This is a genomic window from Paenibacillus baimaensis, from assembly GCF_025567575.1.
The window spans coordinates 82,429-102,827 of the sequence record NZ_JAOQIO010000022.1 but is presented as its reverse complement, the minus strand read 5'-3'; the positions used below and the strand labels follow the sequence as shown (position 1 = coordinate 102,827).

Sequence of the window (20,399 nt, the reverse complement as noted above, 5' to 3'; positions counted from 1 at the left end):
CTGTCTTTAAGTAATTTCGGCTAATATTCGGTAGTCACCAATCGTCATCCCGGTTTTTTTCTTGAAAATTTGACTGAAATAGCGATAATCCTCGTAGCCAACCATTTGAGCGATCTCATAATTTTTATATTTCGATAGCTTCATAAGCTCCTTGGATTTGTTAATCCGGATATCCATCAAATAATCAACAAAGTTGTGACCGGTCGTTTTTTTGAACAAACGGCTTAAGTAATCGGTATTCATGTAGTGACTAGTGGCTATCTGATGCAGTGAAAGTGGCTGGTCATAATGGGCCTCAATTAATTTTTGCACCTCCCGAACCACCTTCTCCCCCTGCTTCTCACCCGAGCGTGAATAATAAGTCAGCACATGAGGAAGGATTTCATTGTCAAAAATCGACTTGACCGAAGCTGCATCATTGCGGTGCTGAATGATTTCCGTGTACATCAGCGGATTTTTGCCACATACCTCCTGCAGTCTTGTATCTGTGGCTCTCAGCTGTTTTTCAATAGAGTGGATAAGTAAAATAGCACTCCGCTGCATATGATCCACGGTCATCGTATCTTTACTAAATGCAGTAAACAGCTGTTCGAACTCCTGTCCGGCTGCTTCTTTATTGCCCAGATGGAGCGATAGTAAAAAAGCGTTTTCTTTTTCTTGCGGGTACAGGTCTGTTGAAGACACGGAATCATGCCCTGTAAAGAGAATGGTTCCAGCCGCGCTCAAGCTTTTGTTCTTTAAAGTAAGTTTGGCTTCCAAATAGGCTTCCCTCAGGTGCTGAAGATTTGTTCTTTTTTCACTAATACCAAAGCTGTAGCCATGGTGATCCGCCTGCTTCAATACCGTCTGAAGCGACAGATTGAGCTTCACGATCTCCTCTTGCTGTAAGCGCGCTCCTGCGATGATCATCACCAATTCCCTGGAACCATCAGGAGCCGTCGTTACGACATAGTTCCAGCGTCCTCCAAACAGGAACGGCCGAATTCGATTCAACTGCTCCCGAAGTGGCTGCAAAAGCTTCGCTTGCTCCGAGCACTCCCGGTATATATCCGGCTGCCCTACAAGCACAAAGGATTCACCTGTTGTCCACTCTTTAGGAAGCTGTGAGTGCTCCTGATCATCAGGCATTCCGCCTTCGGCATCCGCTTGAAACAAAATTCGCTGCAGCCAATCCTCCCTATGATCCAGAGAAGATTGTCGCTTCTCGTTCTCACGTTTGGCTAATTCAGAAGTTGCTTTTTCCAGCAGCGCAGCGAGTTCCTCCTTCTTGACCGGTTTTAATAAATAATCGAAAGCCTTATGACGAATGGCCTCCTTCGTATATTCAAAGTCCGAATATCCGCTGACCACAACGGTCAGGAGCTCAGGCATATCGCGATTCAGCATAGCAATCAGCTCTTTACCATCCAAGCCTGGCATCCTCATATCCAGGAACAGAAGGTCCGGCTTCTGTTCAAGCGCGATCGTATACGCCTCCTGACCATCTCCCGCCTCTCCCACAAGTTCGAGTCCAAATTGATCCCATGGAATCGATTGAATCAGCCCTCTACGGATCCAACGCTCATCGTCGACAATCACGACTTTCCACATGGCTGGACCTCCTTTCTAAGTAAAAGTAATTTGAATCCGATTACCCTTTCATAGACCCCGCCGTTAATCCGTCGATAATATATCTTTGCAGCAGCAGGTATATGACCAATATGGGAGCTACAACAATAACCATAAAGGCGAACACAACACCCCAATTCGTACTGAACATCGTAACAAAATTAAAGATCGAAAGCACCAAGGTCCACTTCGTACTGTCCGTCATTAAGTAAAAGGGTCCAAAAAAATCGTTCCATACCGAGACCATCACCACAATCGTAACCGTGACCAGCACGGTCATCAGCAGCGGCAGAATGATTTGGGCATACAGTCGGAAATAGCCACAGCCCTCCAGCAGCGCCGCTTCATCAAGCTCCCGCGGAATGGATTTCATAAATCCGACCAAGAGAAATACCGAGAAGGGCAGCAATACAGCCGTGTAATACATAATCAAACTAAAATAAGTTCCTTTGATATGCAGATCGCCCATCAGCTTGATGGTCGGTATGATCGACACTGGCACAATTAAGCCCATAATGAACATATAGAAGGAGCCGCGCAAAAACTTGGAGTCTCTCCGCTGAATAATAAACGCCGCCATGGAGGCAAATATATTGACACACACCACGGTAAGACCAGAAATCAACAAGCTGTTGGAAAATCCACGCATGATATGGCCTTGATTAAACACTTCCTTATAATTATCGAACTGCCAAACCGTAGGAAGCGATAGTGCGAACAAGGCGGATTCACGTATACCCTTGAACGAATTGACCAGAATCATCAGAAAAGGGATCAGAATAAGCAGCGCCAAAGCAATCGCCACCAATTCAAGCACAATCAGTCCCAGACGCCGCTTAGGCTTATAGCTTTTGACCATTTGCCTCTGTACAGCTTGTTCTGTGATCACATCTCCACCTCCCTTTTCTTCATCACAGCGAGCACAGGTATTCCCACAGCACTTACCAGCAGGAACAGCATAATGTTGATCGCCGTAGCATAACCGAACTCACCAGTACTGAACATCCCTCGTATATAAGTGAAGAACACTTCCGTCGTATAACCGGGGCCACCCTCGGTCAGCACCATGACCATTTCGAATACCTTCATCGAGCCGATCATCGAAAGCAGCACATTGACGGTAAAGGCAGGAGCCAGCAGCGGAAATACGATATTGCGGAAACGTCTCCAATAATTAGCACCGTCAATGGACGAGCTTTCAATCAGATCTTTCGGAATAAACTGCAGCCCTGCCAAGTAAACAACCATCGAGAATCCAGCAACACGCCAAAGATCGGTCACGATAATGGAAAACAAAGCGTAGCTTGGATCATTCAGCCAATCGTGCGAGAGGAACCCAAGCCCCGTACTCTTCAACACCACGTTCACAATACCATGTTCAGGATGATAAATGGCACGAAAAATATAGCCGATAACAAGAGGCGCGATCACGTAAGGCAGGAAAAATATCATCCTCAGCAAATTGCGCAGCTTCAGTGCCTCATTCAAAATCAAAGCCAGACCTAAACCGATAACGTTCTGCATCACCGTGACTACCGCCGCAAAAATCAACGTATTGGAGAAAGCCGTTGCCAATCTCGGCTCCTTCATCAGCTCTTTATAATTATCCAAGCCGATAAATTTGATGTTCGGCGCATTGATATTCCAATCGGTAAAGCTGTAATAAAACCCGATTATAGTTGGTGTAATAAAAAATAACAGGAAAACAGCGAGCGCAGGAAATGAAAAATAGAGTGGATACTTATTTTTCCCCATGTCTTCACCTCCTCAAAATTTTTGAAGAAAATTTACTTTGTCAACATTTGCTTAAGACCTTTTGAACTTCCCTCTACCCCTAACTAAATCTCTGGTGAATAAGAAGCGGAGCGGCCGTAGTGTTCTGGAGAAGCGGCAGCGTTCGCCTTTGTTCAAGGAATTCCACCCCATCATCATTTAACTAATAGGGAAATCCTTGAACAACAGCGATCGTAGGAACACTATGGTCGCGCAGCAGATCGCATTCACCTACTCACCCTCTCTTACTCAAATCCAGGAAGGCGCTTGGCTTTGCCATCCTTCTTATAATTAGCATCAAATTCCTTGATAGCCCCATCGACACTGCCATTAATAAAGAAGGTTTGAAGCGTTTTTTGGAAATCAGCAAAGGTAGGCGTCAGACGGTTCTGAACATTCACCTTCGATTTGCCAGCAGCAATCAGATCGTTAACCGTTTGCTGAACCGGATACAGCTCGCTTTTGGCGCCTTTGAAAATAGGAATACCAGGTGCCGCTTGGTAATACAGGTTAACCATATCGGGTGAAATCATGAATTTAATCAGCTCGGCTGCTTCCTTGGCATTTTTGGCTTTGGTCGGAATCATCAGCTGGTTCGGAGGCGTGATTAACGCAGTACCTGCATCCTTAGCCGATGGGAATGGGAAGAACCCGATTTTATCCGTGACGAAGGGCTTGCCGAACTTCTTTTCCAGCTGCGGAATGATGCCATCCAGCATAAAAGCCATCCCTACTTTGCCGTCACCCATTCCATTTTGCAGCTCATCATAGGTCCCAGCCAGTACGTTGTCCTGATACAGACCCAAATCCTTCAGTTCCTTTTGCTTGGCGAACAAGTCCTTCAGCTCAGGTATGTCAGCAAGATTCAGTTCGTTTTTCTCCAGCTTTTGGACACCTGCATCGCCAATAACAGGGTCTACGTTGGACACCCAACCGGTAAAGTAAAAGATTTGCGGCGGCCATCCGTCCTTCACACCCTCATAGAAAGGAGTAATTCCGGCGCCTTTGATTTTCTTCGCTATGTCGATCAAATCGGCGTAGTTTTTGGGCGCTTCAACCCCTACTTTTTTGAACACATCTTTATTGTAGTAAATGCCCATCATTCCCGTGGCTCCAAAGGGAACTCCGTAAATCTTTTTGTCAGGAGTCGTTTGAAATTCTTTCATCGAAGGAATAATCCGATCCCATATATCAGCACTGCCTGACCACTCCTGTAGTGTTTCTTCCGCTCTCAATTTAACATTCTGCTTCGTACCCGGCTGCATCAGGAACAGATCGGGAAAATCACCTGTGGAAAATCGGGTTTTCATCATGTTATCGAATTCGCCGCCCGGCAGCGCTTGCAGCTCGACTTTGTTGCCGGTTTGCTTTTGGTAGGCTTCAAAAATTTTGTTGAAAGGCGCAGCATCGACCGTATTCGCGATGACAAATGTCAGGGTAACGGGATCTTTTTTCTTCGCTGGCTCTGTCGCCGCAGGTGCCGCTCCTGTATCCGCTTTCTTAGTGTCGACCGCTGGGGCTGCTGTATTACTTGATCCACAACCGGCCAAAGCCGCTGCCGTCATACAGAACGCCAACAACGAAACCACCGTTTTCTTCTTGTTCATTTATTTAGACCTCCTCAAGGAATCGCTTACAACTTGATTATATGCAAACGCTTTCCAAAGCCATATCCATGATTTCGACCATTAATGTTGAATATTCTTACTGAGGTTTGGTAAGTGAATTTTCCGCTGACAGCTTGAGTGTCACCGAGGTTCCATGTCCAGCTTGACTATCGATTTGGAACTCAAATTGGTCACCCAGCCTGATCGCATAACGAGCATACACATTCCTGAGCCCAATACCACCCTCGGATGCTGCGACCGGAAGATGCTCCATATAGAAGGGTTCGCCCAATCTGGCATAGATTTCTTGTAAACGCTCCCCACTCATCCCTACGCCATCGTCGCTAATCGTCAGCAGCATATGGTTATCCTCTTTGCGGGCAGTGATTCGGATCGTGCTTTTGCCAAGCTTTTGCTCCACTCCATAAAAGACGGCGTTTTCCACCAGAGGCTGCAGCGTCATTTTGAGAATAGCAAACGTATACAGCTCCTCTTCAATGTCCAGCTCGTAGGCTAGCTTATCCTCGAACCGCGTCCGCTGAATGTTCATATAAGCATCAATCTGCTCCAGCTCATCACGGAGTGTCACAACCTCATCCTTGCTTTTGGTATTATACCGAAACATATCGGCAAGCGATTGTGCCATGTCCCCAATATCCTCAACCTTGTAATAATCAGCCATCGCTTTGATACTATCCAGCGTATTGTACAGAAAATGCGGGTTGATCTGGGAGTACAGCATCGCCAGTTCCACCTGCTGCAGCTTGATCTGGTAAATGTATTTGGATTCAATCAACGTCTGCAGTTCATCCTGCATATCATTGAAATTCGTCGCAATTCGCCCGATTTCATCACTTCTTTTCACATGAACACGAACTGAAAAATCGCCTCTTTTGACCCGATTCACGGTTTTGTATAAGTCCAGAATCGGATTGGTAATGCTTCTTCCAAACAATAAAGAAATACATAAGGTTACGACAAACGCAATCAATGCGGTAACCAGAGTCGTCGTTTTGATTTGATCCAACGGTCCGAATATTTCTTTCTTCGGCGTGACCAGCACCACTTTCCAATTGGAATAATCGGATCGTGTGTAAGCAACCAGCCTTTCCTCTTGACCGGTTCCATACCAGAACTTGCCGCTTTCACTGTTAATAAGAGACAGCATACCTGGCTCTGATGCCGTATCCGGACGCTCAGAGGAACTGTAGACCTGCTGATTATGCTCATTCAAAATAACGATGCGGCTGCTGGCGGACAGGTTATCGTTCTGGCCTATGCTGCGAAATAATTCATCATTGTATTCCGCACGCACGATAACAAAATTGACCGGATTCGAGAAGTCTCGAATCAGCAGCGAGGAAGAATAAGCAGCTTCCCCTGTTTCTGCAGGCGTGCTGGTAAGCGGAGCATTAAAGTGAACACGTCCGTCCTTAGCTACCGTTTGGCGAAACCAATCGGCATTTTGTACATCCTTGGCAGCGATCGCTTTGTACGCATCTGATGCATTAAGAAGCTCGCCGCTGCTGTAGTAAATTTGAAAGCGCTTAAAATCGCGAATCGGGGTAATGTTGAAGCTTTTCAGAAACAAGTCACCGATTTTTTGTCGAAACAGAAATTGGGCCTGCTCGTCCATCGTTGCGTAAGCGTTGATTCCATCTATATATTCCTGATTGTAGTAAGGAGCGAGCAGCAGATTTCGTTTGTTCTGAAAATCGTTATCCATATTTTTCTCGATTTGCCTGACAATCTGAAAGCTTGCCGACTCCACACGCTCCAGCATCGATTGATAGGAGACGTAGAAGGAAACGGTTCCGACCAAAGTAATTCCGAGCAATATGACGACAAAGTAACTTAAGTGCAGCGTCACCCGAATACTCGTAAATAAGGAACGAGCTGCTCCCAGGATTCCTTTTGATAGATGTAAGCGCATGGTGTCTCCTCCCAAATGGGGATATAGGTGCATGAAATTGGTGGCGCTGAACAGTCCTTATGCTGCTCATAAACAACTACAGACAGTGAAGGAAGCCAGCATAAGCGCTGCCGCTCTGCTGCTTCGATCCTGTCTGCTTTTTTACGGATAGGTGTAGCACTACTCACCATGTCCGTACCGCTATACTAACGATATAACGCCGCTTGATTTCTGTAAACTGTTTTATGCAGGAAACCCTTCGCTCTCGAATACATAAACACCTGAACCGATTCGGAATCGGGAGACACCATCTGCTTCACCCAGAGGGTAGCAGCCAATTACAGCAGACGCACCTATGCTGTCACCTTGAATCTCAACGCCATCGACCTGTACTCCGCTGCCCGGTACATATACGGTAGCAGCTGCATTGGCTGGCACCTTGACCTGCAAACGGAATATCCCACGGTCAGATACGCTCCATTCCACAGAAATCGTACCGTATAACGAATCATAATCTGCTTGAACCCAAGTCAAGCTCCCTCCTGGCTGTGGTCGGATAACGGCGTGCTGAAACCCGGGTTGTTCGGCATCCGTATCGATACCAGCCATATAACGGTACATCCATTCCCCTATCGATCCAAGCGAATAGTGATTGAACGAGTTCATGCCCGGCGTCTGAAAGCCGTTTTCTTCGGTCCAGCCGTCCCAACGCTCCCAGATCGTTGTCGCTCCATGCTTGATAGAATACATCCAGGATGGAAATGCTTCTTGACTCAACAGCTTATAGGCAATATCCAGTCTGCCATTGTCAGTGAGAGCCGGCAATAAATAGCCTACACCGAGAAATCCAGTCGATAATCGGTTGCCACGGCGCTCGATATCGTTCACAAGATGCTGGATTGCTTGCTGCCGCAGCGCCTCTGTCAGCAGTCCAAATTGAAGGGCCAGTACGTAAACGGTCTGCGTATTCCCGTGAATCTGTCCTTCGCTGTCTATAAAGGCATTGCGGAATGCCGCGGCAATCTGCTCAACCAAGGAGTGGTAATGCAGCTCATCGGCTGCGTGACCGAGAACCCCGGCAATTTGCGCAAGCAGCTTTGTGCTATAGGCAAAGTAAGCTGTTGCCAGCACTTCATTCGGTGTATCCGCATCAATGGACAGCCAGTCCCCGTAGTTGGCATAATCGGGCCGAACGAGATCATTCGTATTCGCCTGCAAATACTCGACCCAGCGGACCATAGCCGCATAATGGGTCCGCAGGATTTCCGTATCCCCATACATCAAATATAGCGTCCAGGGAATAACAACCCCCGCATCCCCCCACCCCGCATTGTCGGGAGCAAACCAGTTTAAGCGGGTACTCCAGTTTTTATAACGAATCCAACCGGCATCTGGAGCCACATCGGCAAACGCTCCCGAGGGCTGCTGACTGTCAATCACATCCCACATATATTTGGTGAAAAAGCGCGATACGTCCATATTATAAGAGGCTGTACGGGCAAATATTTGCGCATCTCCTGTCCAACCCAGACGTTCATCTCGCTGTGGGCAATCCGTAGGCACAGAAAGAAAATTGCCTCGCTGACCCCACGTAATATTAGCGTACAGCTTATTGACCATTTCATCAGAGGTTGTAAGCTTGCCCGTGAGTGGTGTATCAGAATGGACGACTTTCCCAAGTACAGCATCCGGCCCCGGCTCTCCCGGATATCCAATCAGCTCCACATAGCGGAAGCCTTGGAATGTAAAATGGGGCTCATAACGCTCCTCCCCTTCTCCTTTACATATATAGTGGTTTTGCTGCACGGCCTCACGTAGATTGTCCAGATACATCGACCCGTCAGGGTTAAGCATCTCCGTATGACTGAGCGTAATCTTCGTACCGCGCTCTCCCTTGACTCTGAGCTCGGTCCAGCCGACCATATTTTGTCCCATATCATAAATATAGCTGCCCTGCTCCGTCTTTCTAACATCAATCGGCCTTACAGCTTGTGTAATGCGAACCGGCGGCTCGACGGCGGCAACCAGCAATCCATTATAGCCTGGGCGGATATCCAGCTCTTCCCATGCCGCATCGTTGTAGGCCGGAAGATCCCAGCCAGTAAGCTCCAGACGAGCGTCATAGGTTTCACCTTTAATCATATCCGAATATTGAATCGGTCCCCTCGCTGTTTTCCAGCTTGCATCCGTGATAACACTTTCTCTGGTTCCATCCGCATAATCAATATTGACCTGCATAAGGAAAAACGGTCTTTCCCCATACACACTTCTCCCCAAAAATCCGACATATCCCGAGTACCAGCCGTCACCAAGAATCGCACCGAAAGCATTCGCACCCTCCTGAAGCTTGTCGGTCAAATCAAAGGCTGATACCTGAACACGCGTATCATAATCCGTCCAGCCCGGTGCAAAACGATCCCCGACAGCTTCTCCATTAACCCTTAATTCAAACAGTCCAAGCGCGGTTGCGTAAGCTACGGCACGTCTCACCGGTCCTTTGATTGTAAACTCCTTGCGAAAATAAGGAGAGGGCTGCATATCGATATCCTCTTCCGCTTTCCGTCCAATCCAGGTTGCCTTCCATTCTCCACGTGATAAAATGCCCATTGTCCAAAACGCGGTTTCGCTCCAGTCCGAGGTACGTTCATGATGATCCCAGACGCGTACTTTCCAGAAATATTCGCCTTCCGATTTCACAGGCTTACCCTCGTACACAACATGAACCGATTGCCGAGACTCAACCTTGCCGCTATCCCATAAATCACCTTCATGATGATTCAGCTTTTCACGTGTACTGGCAACCAGTATCTGGTAAGCCTTCTGGTTCGTCTCACGCTCCTCCGTCTCCAGCTGCCAAAATAGTCTGGGTTTACGCTCGTCAAGGCCCAGCGGGTTTGTCATATATTCCGTTTTGCAAGCAATCACACGAATTGTCATCGTGAAACCTCCATTCGATTTTTAAGTCTATAAGTCTCGCTGCACGGGCTGTATACGCACTGTAAATTTCATAGGTTTTGCTTCAATTAAATACGGTTCCAGTGTGGGAGCGTAGCCACAGCTATGATTGCCTAAACCACTCTGTGCAGCATCGATTTTGATAATCGTTTCCTCAACACGTGTCAATAAATGAACATTTTTCGTTAAGGTCATATCCTTGGTCTCATAATGATGAGCACTGAATTCGAATAACGGCAGCCCGCTGAACAACAGACCGACTCCTTCATGATTCGTTACCTTGGCATATCGCACCTCGGATTTATTTCCATTTTCCTGAGGTTTAATGTAGGGTACAAACTGCTCCTGTACAGAACCACTGTGTACACCCAATTTTCCACTTTCCTTGCGATCGGCATAACATTCATGCGGGCCTCTGCCAAACCAGCTCAATTGGTTAAATTCCACTGGCATTCGCAGCTCAATTCCAAATCGCGGCAACGGCGGCAATCCTTCTCTTGGCTCGAGACTAACCTCCAGTATAAGCTCACCGCTATTTGTAAACGTGTACACTGTCTTGGATCGGAAGGCAATGGGTTCACCTCTTGCACCGATTACACCTTGTACAATAAGTCGTGCACCCTGTTCACCGGGAGGTTCAATCGTAAGATGATGCTGCTGAATCACCAAACGATTATATCCAGCCTTGATCCATTCTTTAGCCATATGAACATCGTTGTCAACCGGTGCTCTCCATAAATGAATAACAGGTCCAGCGGAGAGCAGCTGCAATCCCTTAAAGCGCCATGAGGAGATGATTTCCTGCGCCTTGCTAAACGCGATTAAGGAACTGCTGTCTCCTATCCTTATGGCGTCCAACGTTTCCTCCAGCTTGAGCAGCGGCAAGGTTTCCTCATGCTTACTCGGGTGCTTGATGTATCCTAAAGCGAGATCACTCCAGGCCACTTCATGCCCCTTCTGTGCCCATAGCGTATCGTTTCTTAGCTTATAACAGACATGCAGCCAATATTCGCCTCCCTGTATCATGGCATCTACGGGTAAAAGTACGGGTATGTTCTCTTCTGCACCCGCAGGTGTTTGCAGTAACGGCAGTTCACCTGACGTCACGACCCTACCATCACGCAGCAGCTGCCATTCACCATCAAGATGAGACAAGGTCAAAAAGTCGTATTTATTCTTGATCTTTATTACTCGATGCTGAGAAGCTCCTGGAGTTGTTCCTAAATCAATTGTGTTATTATCCTTATCGTTATCCTCTACCATTTCAATCTTAACAGGCTCGATCACCTTTTTATATTCCAATATAGCTGCCTTCAAGCTCCTGTCCGGAAACAGCAACCCATCCAGGCAAAAATGACCGCTGTTCGGCTCATCCTCAAAGTCACCACCGTAAGCGTACCAAGCTCGGCCATGCTCATCAACCTGACGAATGCCTTGATCGGCCCACTCCCAAATCAATCCACCGAGCAGCCTGGGATACTTATCAATAGCTTCCCAGTACTCCTGCAAATTGCCAGTCGAATTCCCCATCGCATGACCGAACTCGCACATCAAGTAAGGACGTGGATCGTCTTTCTGACCCTCTTCAACAACCATTGCTACAGACGGATACATGCTGCTGACGATATCGACAACCGGGGCATCATATGCCCGTTCATAATGAACAGGTCGGGTGGTATCCACTGCTCGAATCCATTGTGCCATCTTATCATGATTTGGACCATAACCGGATTCATTACCAAGCGACCACATGATGATGGACGGATAATTTTTATCCCGCTCCACCATTCGTTCGGCTCGCTGCAAGTAGGCTGCTTCCCAATCCGGATGTGAGGATAAATAGCTTTCGTTGCCTATAAAATGAAAACCATGCGTTTCCAGATCAGCCTCATCGATGACATACAGACCATAGCTGTCGCACAGTTCCAACCATTTTGTATCATTCGGATAATGAGACAGACGAACTGCATTGATATGATGCTGCTTCATGATAGTAATGTCCCGCTTCATGGACTCCAGCGTCGTCACATATCCCAGGTCGGGGTCAAACTCATTACGATTAACACCCTTAATCGTGATCGGACTGCCATTGACCAGCATCTGTCCTGCTTCAATCCGAATTTCGCGGAAGCCTACTGAGACCCTCAATACCTCGGACATTGTTTGCTCTGCATCATATAAGGTTAACAAAAGTACATACAAGTTCGGTGTCTCAGCCGACCACAGAAGTGGACTTTCTATAGGCTTCACAACCTGAATGATCTGCTCGCTGCTCGGTTCTGGATCGATTAACTTCTTGTAATAATGGTCAAAAACCTGCTTTCCCTGCCCGTCCAGCAATGTCAATCTCAGCTTAGAAGGCTTAAGACCGCTTCTACCTGACCGATTAGCAGTATCCACGCGAATATCCAATTCTGCACGGCTGTTCCCTGTCGCCAATCGAGTCTGAACACATACATCGCGAACCGATATATTAGGATACGAGAGTAAATAAACATCACGGAAAATTCCGCTCAGCCGCCACTTATCCTGACTTTCCAGATAGCTTCCATCCGACCACTGATAGACGCGAACGGACAAGCTGTTTTCCCCAGGCTGCACATATGAAGTAATGTCGAATTCAGCGTGATAGTGACTGCCTTGACTGTAACCGGCAAACTGCCCATTGATCCATACATGAAATGCTGAATCCACACCTTCGAAAACCAGATGAACTCGTCTATCGGACCATATGTCGGCTACCTTAAAGGATCGACGATAGCAGCCTACCGGATTACGGCTTGGCACATGAGGCGGGTCAATGGGAAATGGATAGGGACAACTGCTATAATGGGGTCGTCCGTACCCATGCAGCTGCCAGTTGGAGGGCACGGGTATAACAGGCCAATCGGCCGTAGAATAGTCTGGGTCCATAAAATCCAGCGGTGCCTCGATCGGAGATTCTGCATACATAAACGGCCAATCTCCATTCAATCCCTGATAATAGGCGGACGCCTCAGAGGATTGCCCTAAAGCATGCTCCCAGCTATCGTAAGGGATCAAATGAGCATGAGAGGGCAGTAAGCCTCTCTCCAATACTTGTAGATTTGCCCAATCTGGTATTTCCTTGGTTTCATTATGCATATCCGAAAGCCTCCAGCGGATTGTGTAATCGTTTTCAATAATCATAAATAAAAATAAACTTTGAAACCATTCACAATACCGACTTCTTATGTTTGTCTTTCTGTTATCGTATTCAAGCTATATGCTGTTTTCTCCAATAAATAAGCCACCGAAACATTTGGACATGCTTCGGTGGCTTATTCCATTACCATTTAGCCTCGCTTATTCGTATAATGCGGGACGGCATCGCAGGTTTCCTGATAGAAGGTTAGCAAGCGTTCCTTCAGCTCTGCCAACACATCAGCCATTCCGGGATCATTGATTAAATCATATAACTCGTCCAGTTCGTTCACCATGGCGAATTGTTTGTCGACACGGGCGCACATTCCGTAATAGGTTGCACGAAGCTCGTTCCACCGTTCCTCCGTCCAGGCTTGTAAATGCTGCTGCTCATAAATTCCTTTCATCAGGTTTGGCTTGGTGCTCCAGTCTTGTGGGGCAGGAATACCAGCTGGTCCAAATAGGGAGTTACGGCAGCCGGATTTCCCATATGGCCCATGACATCACTGCGCCATTGTTCAGGGTTAAATATAAGTATATGCGGCTTCTTTTTCATCGTACTGTTCCTCCTAAATTCAAATTACCTCACCACCCCAAAATCATTTGTTTAACGAAATTAGAAAGCCAAAAACATCCCGAACCGACTGTAGCGCTTTGACGACAGCCATGGTCAGGGATGTTTTTGCTATTGTTGGATTAACCTCTCTCAATCAGCAATCGGAAGCATCCGAACGTGTGACGATGTTCTCCGACTGAACCAATTTTGATCTAGCAAGTCGGTTGGATTCGATATAATTGCCCATTCGAGCCACAACCATGGAGATGAGTACGGTAAAAACAATGAGTCCATAAAACCCGGCGCCGATCCCAATACCAACACCGCCTACAAATAAGATCATTGCTGCCGAAGTTAACCCCTTCACTTGAAAGCCGTCCTTCAGAATAACACCAGCTCCCAGAAATCCAAGGCCGGCTACAATTTGAGCCGCCAAACGCATGGGATCCATCATGGTCCGGTTCGTTTCCGAACTATACTGCTCCACACTGTATATCGAAATAATCGTTAATAATGCGCTGGATACACAAACATACATGAATGTTTTAATACCAGCCGGTTTATTTTTGGTTTCACGATCCAATCCAATAATAAAACCTACAAAAGCACTCATCAAGATGCGTAGATACATTTCAAAATGAGTTACCGAAAATAGGTTATGCCACATATCGATCAATTCCAGTCCCATCCTTCAATCCGTAATTGCCTCCATATCAATAGCCGAGTCAGTCCTTAGTGCTGGCATATTCAGAGCGGCCTCAGGAGGAAGCAGCCGGTCTACATAATAAATATTTGCCAATCGGTTAGGCGTAAAATTGGAGGCGAAACCGAAACTTAATTGAGCGTTCTCCGGGTGTAGGGAATCGGTAAGATGAATGCTGAGTCCTTCCGGTTCTCTGAATGAGAGCGTATCTCCCGCTGTTATGAGCTGCTTGTCAATAACATCTCCCGTGTTTAAATCTACAGCTGTGATGTAAGTATTCCCGATAGGCGCAGCCGAACCGGCCGAACCGTAAGAACTGCCTTCAAGAAGGTACAAATACCCGCCGTAGGAAGCAAATCCTTGGAAAGTACCAACCGGCGGTTGAAGAACGTCAGCCAAGGGAATGTAATGGTTCCTTTTGATTTCTTCCAACTCATACACGCCGAAACGGAATACACCATTAACACGATAACGCAGGGTCAACAATCCATTAGCCGCATCAATATTGACAGTCGTCCGATCCGAGCCTTCCACAAGGCGGTATTTTTCAATTTCCGGCGATTCTGTGCTGAGAATCTTACCGTTCTCGAATGGGAATCTGCCAATTTGCGTTCCCCAGCCGCTGCTGCCCTCCTTTACAGAATCCGTTTCTGTCCATAAATAGGCTGTTTCGCCAACCGTTTCCACACCGATTTGAACTCCATGACCGAATCCTTTCAGGTACATATAGCCAAGCTTATTGCCCTGCATATCTAGCTGCGTTAATGCCAAATCGCCGTTTGCATCCCTGTTTGCTCCGCTAACCACAGCGTTTTCTCCCGGCAGCTGCTGCCCGCCTGCCATTAATTGAACCACATAAATATGCTGATTCACGTTATCGAAGGCGAACGATTGCATTACCGTACCATCCTGCAGCGCTTTTTCATGGATCCATTCAGAAGCCGGGTCCGAAAGCACAAACATCTTTGATTTTAAAACATCGTGTTCTGCTTGGGTAGTGGAAGAAGATAAGGGAAGCAGGCTTAGTACTGCAGCTCCAATTACAATTTTCAAAAGATGTTTTCTGTTAAATGACCGACGAATTACTTGTTTCATGGTTCCAGTAACAGATTTCATAGGTCACCTCTCTATTATTTTATCTGACCCCGAATCCGCATTGCAGGCCGCGGGTTGTTGCAGGTCATCAAAAATGCGCCACAACCTAATGCATAATAAACCTGTTGATCGATATCAGGGCAGTAGCACCATGGTTTAATACCCATATTCAAAAAATCCTTGACGATCATTGGTGTCAACAGCTTCATACTGATACCTGCTGCCCACATCTTGGAGTAGGTGCCATCCGGTCCATTAACAAAATTAGACATCAGCTCTGCAGGGAATCCCTGGGTCTTTAATTGGTACTTATCGTGGATATAAGCAATAATCTCCGCATCAAAGCTCGTGAAAACGCAGCGTGGAAGGTAGTCATACGCCTCCAGCATCGCTACCGCCTTATCCGCAACCTCTTTTGCATGTGGGCTCGGCTTAATCTCCACATTTAGGAGCACATCAGGGTAGGCGGCAAGCAGCCTGCACAGTTCTTCAAAGGTCGGAATCTTCAGTCCCCCGAATACAGGTCCAAACCATGCCCCCGCATCCAACTGCTTAAGCTCAGCACATGTGTAGTCGCTTACTTGACCGGAACCATTCGTGGTACGTTCCAAAGTTTCATCGTGTATGACCATAACAACACCATCCTTGGATAGCCGGAGATCAAACTCCAGCATATCCACTTCAGACTCAAGTGCTTTTTGAAAGGCAAACAGCGTGTTTTCCGGATAATCGGATTTTAATCCTCTATGTGCCGCTACAATGATGTCAGTATTGTTTTCAAGACGTTCAATCATGAGCAATTTCCCATCCTTTTCACCTACTTTTTAATAATCCGTTCTGTTTCTTTCTTAAAGGTATCCAGAGTCGCCTCTATATTCTTGTTGTCATACATAATGGCCTGAATGGCTTTGTTGAATTCTTGATTAACCTGCGTCCAAGCTACATTCTTATTCGTATCGATCGCATATTGAAGCTGATCGTAAGCCACTTTGCGATTCGGCTGTTTGGCCCAAAGATCCTTCATCTGTTGGGATTCCACCATTTTTTTAGTGAAAGGCAGATAACCTGAATCTAAAATGAATTGTAAGCCGCCTTGAGGATCTGTCATGGTCCAACGAATAAATTCCCATGCGGCCTCTTTATTTTTGGAATCCGACATTAATGCTACGTTGGCTCCTCCAGTAGGGTTCGCATACACTTGATCCATCGGCAGGAATGCCGTTACATAATCAAACTTCACTGAATCGGTTAAACTGCCGATGACACCGGTGGATTGGAACATCATGCCGATCTTACCGCTGGTAAACATCTGATTGACAATGTTGCCCGAATCCTGTGCAGGTGGATAATACAGAGCGCCAGTGCTTTGCATATCCTTCAGAAATTTAAAAGTTTTTACACCTTCACCATTATTAAATCCGATTGAAGTATTGGCATCATTAAAAAACTTGCCCTTGGCTTGGCTGATCATGGCAATCGGATACCAGGTGTCGTAAGGCATGCTGTACCCATAGCGCTTGAATTCTCCATTTTCTTTGATTACCAGAGCGTTGGCGACTTTGTTCAATTCGTCCCATGTTTTCGGTACAGCGAGTCCTATTTCATCCAGCATCGTCTTGTTCACATGTAAAATCGGCGTGGAACGATTCAATGGCAAGGATACTAATTTCTTATCAAATGTCGAATGTCCCATCAGGCCGGCAGTAAAGTCATCACTGCTTAATCCCGACTTTTTAAGAAAAGGATTCATGTCTTCCAGCACGTCCGAGTCTGCAAACATCTGCACATAAGCGCGTTCCAGCATCGATACATCCGGTCCGCTTTTAGCAGCAACCGCCTGCTGAAGCTTGGTAACGGTCTCATCATAGGACCCCTGAAAGGTTCCGACCACTTCGATTTTGTCATGGGACGCATTAAACCGTTTGATCATAGCATCGGTGTATTCGCCGTTTTTGCCGCCTAAGGAATGCCAGAATTGCACAGTCTTTTTACCCCCCGTACCCGTCGGCGCAGGTGCAGTCGTTGAGGCTTGAGGAGTGGTCTTCGGTTCCATGGTTTGCTGCGGTGGACCACCACTGCAAGCTGCAAGCAGAGTCGACAGCATTGTCATCGACAACAATCCAGTTGAAAGCGTTTTCTTCATAACGGATAACCTCCATATGATTTATAGTTTTCGTATATATCGCGATTCGGGCATCATTTGATCCCGGAGTAAACAAAAGCTTTGACAATTTGTCTGGAAGTAAACAGATATACGATAAGAATAGGAACAACCAACACGACATTACCTGCCATGATAATGTGCCAGTTGCTGATCCCTTCGGTCTCCCTCAGCATGGCGATTCCCATGGTCAAAGGTCGAACCTGCGCCGAATCTGTCATGACCAATGGCCAGAAATAATCATTCCAATGACTGACAAAGCTGAATAAAGCGATCGTTGCTAATGCAGGCATTGACATGGGAATCATGATTTTCCATATAATTTTCAATTCACTGGCGTTATCCAATCGTCCTGATTCTATGATTTCCTGCGGAATTTGCATAAAATATTGGCGCAATAGAAATATCCCAAATGCGTTTGCCATGAAAGGAATAATTTGCGGTAAAAGCGAATTAATTACTCCCCAATCCGCCAGCATCAGGTATACAGGAATGAACGTAACCTGCCCGGGTATCATAAATGCCAGCAAAACCAGGGCAAATAACAATTCTTTCCCCACAAACTTGTATTTGGCAAAGGCATACGCGGCCGGTATCATCACAACCAACTGCAGGATAATGACGGACAATGTGACAACAAGAGAGTTTCTGGCGTAGGTCAAAAACGGCCCTGACTGCATCGCTTGCACAAAATTATTCCACTGCGGCCAAGCCGGAATCCACGTTGGCGGAAACGTCAATGTTTCCTGAAAGGTTTGCAGAGAGGTTGAAATCATCCATAGAAACGGGAATACAAACACCATCAAAATGGCAGCCTTACATATAAATCCAAATGTTCCCTTAACGAATTTCATATCGAATGTCACCGATTACACACCTCCTTTGTCTTGATCATCTCGGCAGCTTATTGATAATGCACCTTTTTGGACAGCAGTCGGAAGTAGATAAACGTCAAAATGGCAATGATCGCCATCAATACCACGCCGGTTGCCGAAGCGTAACCAATACTGTTCGTTCTAAATTCGTAAATATAGTAAACGAGTGTCGTAGTGGCATTATTCGGACCGCCTGCGGTCATAATTTTGACGGTATCAAACACCTTAAAGGAGCCGATCGTCATAATGATTAAAATGAAAAACAGCTGCGGAGAAATAAGCGGTAATGTGATCTTGTAGAAAATCTTGAACCTGCTTGCATTATCAAGTGCAGCGGCCTCATAGATGCTGGGTGGCACGCTTTGAAGCGCAGCGACGATGATTAACGTATAATAGCCGATATTTTGCCAGACCGACACGATAATCACAGAGATCATGGCGGTACTTGAGCTCTGCAGCCATGAAGAAGTAGGCAGGCCGATAGCCTTGAGCAGGAAGTTCAATATGCCGTGACTAGGCTCCATAAGCCACATCCACACCAGAGCGACAGACACGATGGAAATGATATGCGGAGTGAAGATACCTGCTTGCACGACCGCATTGAAGCGGGTCTTTTTGTTCAGCCAAATAGCAATCAGCATCGATAAAATCATCGTAAGCGCTACGACCCCTATTGTGTAGACAACCGTATTGGTTAGAGCGCTGTAGAAATCCTCGCGAGTGAATATTTGCGCGTAATTGTCAAATCCGATAAATTTGCTTTTATCCTTGTTCATCAGGTTGTATTTATAAAAGCTGAGTTTAATCAAATAGAACACCGGGTATATGACGAACAAAATAATACCTGCCATAGCGGGCAAGACCATCACGTAGGGTCGAGTCGCTTCCCATATTCGTTTTTTATCCATATCGCTGCCCTCTCAGCATGTTCATATAGTTGCCAAAACGGATATCGTCCTCATCAATACGATTCTCATCCGCCCCAAAGAAAAAGAGCTTAGCCGCATCCACGCCAACATAAACCTCCTGATCAAAAGAAAACAAATCTTCTATACATTTGATCATAAAAGCATTCTCGCCGGATTTAACCTGATAGATCGTTTCAGACCCCAGCATTTCTCTTGTGGCTACCACGCCCCGCATGGAAAAATGTGAGTCACCGGGTTCGGTGGTCAGCACTGCGCTCTCCGGACGGAAGCCGAACTTCACCCCGTCTACACCCAACTCACCTACATTCATGGGTGGAACTCCGATAAATTGTGCTGCAAAAAGGTTACTCGGCCGACGGTAGATGACCTCAGGTGGCGCCTCCTGCTGGATTCGCCCGCGATTCATTAATACAATGGTGTCCGCCATCGACATCGCCTCTACTTGATCATGAGTGACATACACAAAAGTCGTACCGAGCTTTTTATGCATTTCAATGAGTTCAATACGCATCTGCACTCTCAATTTGGCATCGAGATTGGACAGCGGTTCATCCATAAGAAATACGGATGGTTTCTTGACCATAGCGCGGGCCAAGGCCACACGCTGACGCTGTCCGCCTGATAAGGTGGACGGTTTACGATCCAGATAGTCAGACAACCCCACCGTTGAGCTGATACCCTCTACTAATCGGGTTCGTTCCTCTTTGGCTACCTTATTGTTCTTCAGACCAAATTCAATGTTTTCCCTTACGGACATAGTTGGGTAAATGGCATAGTTCTGAAATACCATGGCTACTCCTCTTTGACCCGGAGCTATTCGTGTCACGTCCTTGCCGTTGATAAGCACCGATCCGGAAGTATGGGGATCAAGTCCGGCAATCATTCTTAGGAGTGTTGTCTTCCCGCAGCCTGACGGACCTACCAATACCGTGAATTTGCCGTCTTCAATTTTTAAATCGAGACCTTCAATAATAATATTTTTGTCAAATGACTGCGTTACTTGTACGAATTCAATAGATGCCAAGTGCAATCCTCCTCACCAATGATTCCAAGACCTTAAATG

16 protein-coding genes are annotated in these 20,399 nt (G+C 46.5%); all 16 read right to left on the bottom strand.

The features are described from left to right. Positions 1-6 precede the first annotated feature (6 nt). The gene (locus OB236_RS08975; protein ID WP_262683658.1) at positions 7-1,590 is read right to left on the bottom strand and encodes a response regulator transcription factor; all 1,584 of its coding nucleotides are present in this window, start codon (positions 1,588-1,590) and stop codon (positions 7-9) included. Between the two features lie 40 nt (positions 1,591-1,630). Then, a complete protein-coding gene (locus OB236_RS08970) occupies positions 1,631-2,497 on the bottom strand; it encodes a carbohydrate ABC transporter permease (RefSeq protein WP_262683657.1) in 867 nt (288 codons plus the stop codon). Continuing rightward, a complete protein-coding gene (locus tag OB236_RS08965; RefSeq protein ID WP_076236190.1) occupies positions 2,494-3,363 on the bottom strand; it encodes a carbohydrate ABC transporter permease in 870 nt (289 codons plus the stop codon). The genes OB236_RS08970 and OB236_RS08965 overlap by 4 nt, the downstream gene beginning before the upstream one ends. Before the next feature lie 263 nt (positions 3,364-3,626). Beyond that, a complete protein-coding gene (locus OB236_RS08960) occupies positions 3,627-4,988 on the bottom strand; it encodes an ABC transporter substrate-binding protein (RefSeq protein WP_262683656.1) in 1,362 nt (453 codons plus the stop codon). 97 nt (positions 4,989-5,085) lie between these two features. Beyond that, positions 5,086-6,921: a cache domain-containing sensor histidine kinase gene (locus OB236_RS08955; RefSeq protein WP_262683655.1), complete on the bottom strand. Its 1,836-nt coding sequence runs from the start codon at positions 6,919-6,921 to the stop codon at positions 5,086-5,088. Between the two features lie 222 nt (positions 6,922-7,143). Further along, positions 7,144-9,837 (bottom strand): glycoside hydrolase family 78 protein, encoded by a 2,694-nt coding sequence (locus OB236_RS08950; protein ID WP_262683654.1) that lies wholly within the window; start codon positions 9,835-9,837, stop codon positions 7,144-7,146. Between the two features lie 27 nt (positions 9,838-9,864). Further along, positions 9,865-12,978, bottom strand: a complete 3,114-nt coding sequence (locus OB236_RS08945; RefSeq protein WP_262683653.1) for a glycoside hydrolase family 2 TIM barrel-domain containing protein — start codon at positions 12,976-12,978, stop codon at positions 9,865-9,867. Positions 12,979-13,169: 191 nt separating this feature from the next. Then, complete coding sequence (locus tag OB236_RS08940) at positions 13,170-13,424, bottom strand: hypothetical protein (RefSeq protein ID WP_262683652.1); 255 nt, start codon at positions 13,422-13,424, stop codon at positions 13,170-13,172. Continuing rightward, positions 13,424-13,573: a hypothetical protein gene (locus OB236_RS08935; protein ID WP_262683651.1), complete on the bottom strand. Its 150-nt coding sequence runs from the start codon at positions 13,571-13,573 to the stop codon at positions 13,424-13,426. The genes OB236_RS08940 and OB236_RS08935 overlap by 1 nt, the downstream gene beginning before the upstream one ends. Before the next feature lie 154 nt (positions 13,574-13,727). Further along, a complete protein-coding gene (locus OB236_RS08930) occupies positions 13,728-14,240 on the bottom strand; it encodes an MgtC/SapB family protein (RefSeq protein ID WP_144026635.1) in 513 nt (170 codons plus the stop codon). A gap of 24 nt (positions 14,241-14,264) precedes the next feature. Then, a complete protein-coding gene (locus OB236_RS08925; RefSeq protein WP_262683650.1) occupies positions 14,265-15,392 on the bottom strand; it encodes a phage baseplate protein in 1,128 nt (375 codons plus the stop codon). A gap of 14 nt (positions 15,393-15,406) precedes the next feature. Then, positions 15,407-16,165, bottom strand: coding sequence for a glycerophosphodiester phosphodiesterase family protein (locus OB236_RS08920; protein WP_262683649.1), 759 nt, complete (start codon positions 16,163-16,165; stop codon positions 15,407-15,409). Positions 16,166-16,188: 23 nt separating this feature from the next. Next, positions 16,189-17,514 (bottom strand): ABC transporter substrate-binding protein, encoded by a 1,326-nt coding sequence (locus OB236_RS08915; protein ID WP_262683648.1) that lies wholly within the window; start codon positions 17,512-17,514, stop codon positions 16,189-16,191. Positions 17,515-17,567: 53 nt separating this feature from the next. After that, the gene (locus tag OB236_RS08910) at positions 17,568-18,386 is read right to left on the bottom strand and encodes a carbohydrate ABC transporter permease (protein ID WP_262683772.1); all 819 of its coding nucleotides are present in this window, start codon (positions 18,384-18,386) and stop codon (positions 17,568-17,570) included. A 50-nt stretch (positions 18,387-18,436) separates the two neighbouring features. Then, the gene (locus OB236_RS08905; protein WP_262683647.1) at positions 18,437-19,315 is read right to left on the bottom strand and encodes a carbohydrate ABC transporter permease; all 879 of its coding nucleotides are present in this window, start codon (positions 19,313-19,315) and stop codon (positions 18,437-18,439) included. Beyond that, entirely contained in the window at positions 19,308-20,360 is a 1,053-nt protein-coding gene (locus OB236_RS08900; protein ID WP_262683646.1) for an ABC transporter ATP-binding protein, read from the bottom strand. The genes OB236_RS08905 and OB236_RS08900 overlap by 8 nt, the downstream gene beginning before the upstream one ends. Between the last annotated feature and the right edge of the window lie 39 nt (positions 20,361-20,399).